This is a genomic window from Caulobacter sp. CCNWLW153 (genome assembly GCF_036889365.1).
Taxonomy (GTDB): Bacteria; Pseudomonadota; Alphaproteobacteria; order Caulobacterales; family Caulobacteraceae; genus Caulobacter; species Caulobacter radicis.
Map to the genome: position 1 here is coordinate 1 of NZ_JBAKFV010000036.1, position 5,396 is coordinate 5,396.

The 5,396-nt window shown below is 67.7% G+C and carries 5 protein-coding genes; 4 read left to right on the plus strand and 1 reads right to left on the minus strand.

What is annotated here, in order from left to right; all coding sequences use genetic code 11:
- The 3 genes from V6S85_RS26445 to V6S85_RS26455 form a co-directional block, all read left to right on the plus strand.
- Positions 1-1,248, plus strand: a 1,248-nt coding sequence (locus V6S85_RS26445; protein WP_334350799.1) for a cbb3-type cytochrome c oxidase subunit I, incomplete at its 5' end; no start/stop codon positions are given.
- Positions 1,245-1,550: a hypothetical protein gene (locus tag V6S85_RS26450; protein WP_334350801.1), complete on the plus strand. Its 306-nt coding sequence runs from the start codon at positions 1,245-1,247 to the stop codon at positions 1,548-1,550. The genes V6S85_RS26445 and V6S85_RS26450, both read left to right, overlap by 4 nt.
- 102 nt (positions 1,551-1,652) lie before the next feature.
- Positions 1,653-2,867: an NAD(P)/FAD-dependent oxidoreductase gene (locus tag V6S85_RS26455; protein WP_116563681.1), complete on the plus strand. Its 1,215-nt coding sequence runs from the start codon at positions 1,653-1,655 to the stop codon at positions 2,865-2,867.
- Between the two features lie 55 nt (positions 2,868-2,922).
- Here V6S85_RS26455 and V6S85_RS26460 read toward each other — a convergent pair whose 3' ends face one another.
- Positions 2,923-3,801, minus strand: coding sequence for an SDR family NAD(P)-dependent oxidoreductase (locus V6S85_RS26460; protein WP_334350802.1), 879 nt, complete (start codon positions 3,799-3,801; stop codon positions 2,923-2,925).
- A 56-nt stretch (positions 3,802-3,857) separates the two neighbouring features.
- On the opposite strand from V6S85_RS26460, the gene V6S85_RS26465 reads away from it, so the two are divergent.
- Positions 3,858-4,790, plus strand: a complete 933-nt coding sequence (locus V6S85_RS26465) for a LysR family transcriptional regulator (protein ID WP_334350803.1) — start codon at positions 3,858-3,860, stop codon at positions 4,788-4,790.
- Positions 4,791-5,396 lie beyond the last annotated feature (606 nt).

Consider the following 5,396-nt stretch of genomic DNA (forward strand, 5'->3'; position numbering starts at 1 on the left):
TACTGGACGCCGATGGTCTCGGCCCGGCCCTTGAGCGAGCGCCTGGGCCGCTGGACCTTCGGGTTGATGTTCGCCGGAATGCACCTGGCCTTCCTGCCCATGCACCTGACCGGCCTCATGGGGATGCCCAGGCGCGTCTACACCTATGCCGCCGGCCGCGACTGGGAGTGGCCGAACCTCATCTCCAGCATCGGCGCCTTCGTCTTCGCCGCAGGCGTGTTGATCTGGCTGATCGACATGATCCGTAACTTCCGCCCCTTCGGCTCCAGCGAGGCCGGCAACGTCTACGACGGCGGCGGACTCGAATGGCTGCCGGCGGGCCTCTACTCGACGCGCAGCATCCCGGTGGTCAGATCGCTCTATCCGCTCTGGGACCAGAAGAACCTCGCACGCGACGTCGCCGCCGGACGCTACTTCCTGCCGGGCGCGCCGACTGGCGGCCGCGAGACCCTGGTGACCAGCCCGGTCAACGCCGAGCCCCAGCACCTGCTGCGCATGCCCGTGCCCTCGGGCTGGCACGTCTGGGCTGCGGTGTTCACCGCCGGTTTCTTCCTGCTGCTGACCGTGCAGGCCTATGCCGCCTCGGTGCTGAGCGGCGTTCTGGCCATCCTCTGCGTGCTGCGCTGGTGCTGGTTCCTCGACCATCCTCTGCCGCAGCAGACGGTCGACGTCGGCGCTGGGATCGAGCTGCCGACCTATGCCAGCGGACCGTCGAGCACCGGCTGGTGGGCCATGATCGTGACCCTGGTGGTCGGCGGCATGGTGCTGGCCATGTCGGTGTTCTCCTACGTCTTCCTGTGGAGCCGTAATCCCGACGCCTGGCGACCGCCGCCCGACACCGCCTCGCTGGCCGTCGCGACCCTGTCGGCGGCGACTGGCGGCGCCCTGGCCCTGCTGGCCAGACGCCAGCTCGCGCGCCCTTGGCTGGCCACAGCCATGGTCCTCGCTGGCGCCGCCCTGCTGACGCTGGCCTTCGGCGTCGACCTGTCATCCTGGCGTGCGACCGGGCTGTCGCCCCAGGCCAGCGCTCAAGGCGCGATCGTCCACGCCATCCTGGCCTGGCAGGGCTTCTTCGTCGCCGTCGCGGCGATCATGGCGCTCTATGTGCTGATGCGACGGCTGTACGGCTATGTGGGCCCTGACCGGCCGGCGACCATCGAGCTGGTCGGCCTGTTCCTGGCCTACACCGCCGGCCAGGGCCTCGTCGGGCTCGGCGTCACGCGCCTCTTCCCGGCAGGTCTTACGTGAACACCTGGCGTTCCCTGCTGGGCGGTCTTGTGCTCTGGGCGGCGCATTTCCTGGCCGCCTATGCGATCGCCAGTCTGGTCGACATATCCCCATACGAACACCAGGCGCCGCTGACCTGGCTTCTTGCGGGCCTGACGCTCGCCTGCGTTCTGGCCGCAGTCGTCTTGGCCGTTCGCGCCTGGCGCGCCACCAGGCGCCCCGATCTCGGCGGGGCTTTCGTCCAGCGCCTTTCAGTCCTGGCCTCGATGCTCTCGGCCATCGCCATCATGTGGCAATCGGCGCCGTTTCTCTGGCGCTATTAGCGGCCCCGTCCTCAAGACGCGTCGGCGAGGCCCGCCGCCCGCCGCGATCGACGGGAACCCCGCCCCGCTTCGCGTGCTTAGCCTCGCTCAGGCGGAGAGCCCATGACCGGCGCGACCAGGAAACGTGACCTAAGAACCGGAAGATCGCTGTGGGCCGACAGCCATGGCCTCGGCGTGCCGACACGTCCTCTGACCCAGGCGATCAGCGTCGATGTCGCCATCGTGGGGGCCGGGATCAGCGGCGCGTTCATGGCCCACGAACTGTCGAAGGATCATTCGGTCGCCGTGCTCGACCGCCGCCCTCCCCTGACCGGCTCGACCATGGCCTCGACCGCGCTGCTGCAATGGGAGATCGACCTTCCGCTGACGGCGCTGAGCGACAGGATCGGCGTCGCCAAGGCCCGGCGGGCCTATCTGCGATCGTACAGGGCCGTGGAGGACCTGCGCCGGATCGTAGCCGAAGAGCGGATCGTCTGCGGCCTTCGCCCCAAGTCCTCGCTCTATCTCGCCGGTGACGCCTATGGCTCGCGCGCGCTCGAAGCTGAAGCCCATGCCCGAGCGCAGATCGGCCTCGACAGCCGCTACTTGAGCAAGGCCGAGCTTCGCGACCGCTTCGGCCTCGATCGGACGGGCGCGATCCTTTCTACGGGATCGGCGGCCGGCGATCCTGCCCGCCTGGCGGCGGGCCTCCTGCGGCGCGCCCACGCCCGTGGCGCCAGGATATGGTCACCGGTGGAGGTGACCCAGGCCGCCAGCGATCCCGACGGCGTGACCCTCCTGACCGATGCCGGCCATGCGGTGCGCGCCAAGCACGCCGTGTTCTGCTGCGGCTACGAATTTCCCAAGGGTATGCCGACGCCGGGCGCCAGCGTCGTCTCGACCTGGGCCATGGCCTCCAAGCCCGGCAGGCATCGGCCCGTCTGGCTGGTCGACGCGTTGGTCTGGGAGGCGTCCGATCCGTACCTGTATCTGCGCATGGACCCCGAAGGCTGGATCATCGCCGGCGGCGAGGACGAAGCCGACGCCACCGCACATGAGGATTCGAAGAAACTGGAGCGCAAGAGCGCCATCCTGACCGCCAAGCTCCGGCGCCTCTTGCCCGATGTCGATTTCACTATCGACTACATCTGGGCGGGCGCGTTCGGCTCCAGCGCCACCGGCCTGCCCAGCATCGGCCCTGTGGAGGGCATGGACCACACCTGGGCCGTCATGGGGTTCGGCGGCAACGGCATCACCTACTCCGCCATCGCCGCCGAAATCGTATCGACGGAGGTGCGGGGCAAGCACGATCCCGACTCGGATCTTTACAACGGCTGATCCGGGAACGATCGGGCCGCCCGGTTCATCGCGGGCGCCGCCGAGCTCTCCGCCCTCAGCGCGCTTCGACCTCTGGAAAGTCGGTGCTGATCGTCAGATCCTCCCAGGTATCGATCTCCGCCTCGACCGCCGCGTGCTTGGCGCGAGCTCGCCGCAAGGCGTCTGAGCCGAGCAGCAGGTTCAGTGGCGGATCGGGTGCATCGACGATCCGCAGCAGGGCCCCGGCCGCACGATCCGGATCACCCCGCTGCTGGCCCGCCATCGACGAGAAGGCATGGCTGGCCTTGCCGACCGTGCCGCCATAGCCCTCGGCGCGCGTCTCGCTCAGGCGGATCGAGTGGGCCGACAGGAAATCCGTTCGGAAGGCGCCGGGCGCGACAGCTGTCACCTTGACGCCCAGCGGCGCAACTTCCTGATGCAGCGAGGCTGTCAGGCCCTCGAGCGCATATTTGGCAGCCGCGTAGAGCGCCGAAGCGGCGCCTGGCGCGCGGCCGGCGATCGATGTGATGTTCACAATCCGCGCCTCGCCTTGCGCCCGCAGCCTGGGCAGAGCCGCCCGGATGACCTTGAACGGGCCGAAGACATCGGTGGCGAACAGGCGCTCGGCCTCTGCGTCCGTGGCGTCCTCAAGCGCGCCCAGCAGACCGTATCCGGCATTGTTGACCACCACGTCCAGCCGTCCGCCAGCCAGGCGGAAAGCCTCGTCCACGGCGGCGGTGATCGCCGCACCGTCGGTGACGTCGAGCATCAGGACGTGCAACTTTCCCGCCTCGGCCTCGATTGGCGGCGCGCCCGAACGGACTGTACCGACCACGGTGTCGCCTCGCGCCAGCGCAGCCTTGGCCAGCGCCAGCCCCAGGCCCCGCGAAATCCCGGTGATGAACCAATGTTTCGTCATCGCACGCTCCTTGTGAGGTGCGCCTTGTGCGCCCATCGCGCCGACTACAGAATACGCAACGAACTTCGAAAGTTTGTAAGTCGGACTAAAGAATGAGCTTTACCTTAGCTGACCCCATGCTCAGCGGCGGCGACTTCGCCCACCTGCGCGCCTTCGTCGCCGTAGGCCAGGCCCTGAGCTTCACCCGCGCCGCCGAGGCGCTGGGCGTGACGCCCTCGGCGCTAAGCCAAGTCGTGCGGACCTTCGAGGATCGGATCGGCGTTCGGCTGCTGAACCGCACTACCCGCAGCGTCTCCCTCACCGAGGCCGGCGAGAACCTGCTGCGCCGCGTCGCCCCGGCCGTGGCCGAACTCAGCCAGGCCGTCGGTCAGGCTCGCCTCTACCAGGAGCGTCCTTCCGGCGCCGTTCGGGTCCACACCTTTCGGTCGGCCGCCGAGCTCTACATCCAGCCGATCCTGCCGGCCTTCCGACGCGCCTATCCCAACGTGGTGCTGGACGTCACGGTCGACGACGAAGTGGTCGACACCGTCGCGGCCGGCTATGACGCGGCCATCCGCCTCGGCGAGGTGATCGAGCGCGACATGGTCGCCGTGCCGCTGGAGCCGCCGGTGCGGCAAATCCCGGTCGCCGCCCCCAGCTACATCGCCGAGCGCGGTACTCCCGTCCATCCGCGCGACCTCCTGGGCCATGACTGCATCCGCTGGCGCTGGCCGGGCCGCGCTCAGCCCTATCGCTGGGAGTTCTACGAGGACGGCGCCTGGTTCGAGGTCGAGGTCGCCGGCCCGCTGATCGTGAACAGCAAGGACATGGCGCTACAGGCGGCCATCGACGGCGTCGGCGTCGCCTTCTCCGTCGAACGCACCGCCCGCCAAGCCATCGCCGACGGCCGGCTCGTGGCGATGTTAGAGGCCTGGTGCGAGCCCTTCCCAGGCCATCACCTGTGCTTCCCGCAGCAACGCCAGATGAGCCCAGCCCTGCGCGCCTTCATCGACACGGTGCGCGAAGGGGCATCGGCCGCCTGCTGATCTGCGCCAAAATCGGCTCTTGGCCTTGGCGTGAATCCTATCCACAGACAAAATCTAAAGCGCTCTAGCGCACCTCTGGTGTCGGCCCTGATCAAACGGCGGCGGCCGTACCCGCGCAACACCAGAGCACGCGGCAATTGCAACGCTTCATGACGAAGAAAAGGTATGAAAATGCTGCTTTTACAATCACTTACTTAAAGCAACAACCAACTAACATGCGCAGTTTCCGAAATAATATCCAGCCCCTCGGATACAGCGCGGGTCTCGGCTTTCCGAATTGCCTGCAATCGCGACGCCGACGCGAATTCCGCATCCATATTGGCTGCAACTGTCCAAGATCGTTGCACAGGGTCGTCATGCATTTCGGGCTAAGCTGACCCAGGCCGCAGCTGACATTCGAGATTGCGGAGATCCTGACCGGCCAAGCCACGAGTCGACCGGCCGGCAAGCGCGGCCCGGCCTCACGCCTGCAACAGCAGGTGGACGCCATCGGTCAGCTTCCCAAGGCCAAGCAGCGGTTCCCGGCCGAGTTGTAGGCGAACCCGAAGCTGATGTCCTTGTCCGCCCCGGCCAGATCGTGAGCCAGCACCGTCAGACGATCGCTAG

Excerpts from the sequence above, each read along its gene's own strand:
- V6S85_RS26455 (WP_116563681.1), top strand. The coding sequence starts at position 1,653 with ATGACCGGCGCGACCAGGAAACGTGACCTAAGAACCGGAAGATCGCTG.
- V6S85_RS26465 (WP_334350803.1), top strand. The coding sequence starts at position 3,858 with ATGAGCTTTACCTTAGCTGACCCCATGCTCAGCGGCGGCGACTTCGCC.
- V6S85_RS26460 (WP_334350802.1), bottom strand. The coding sequence starts at position 3,801 with ATGGGCGCACAAGGCGCACCTCACAAGGAGCGTGCGATGACGAAACAT.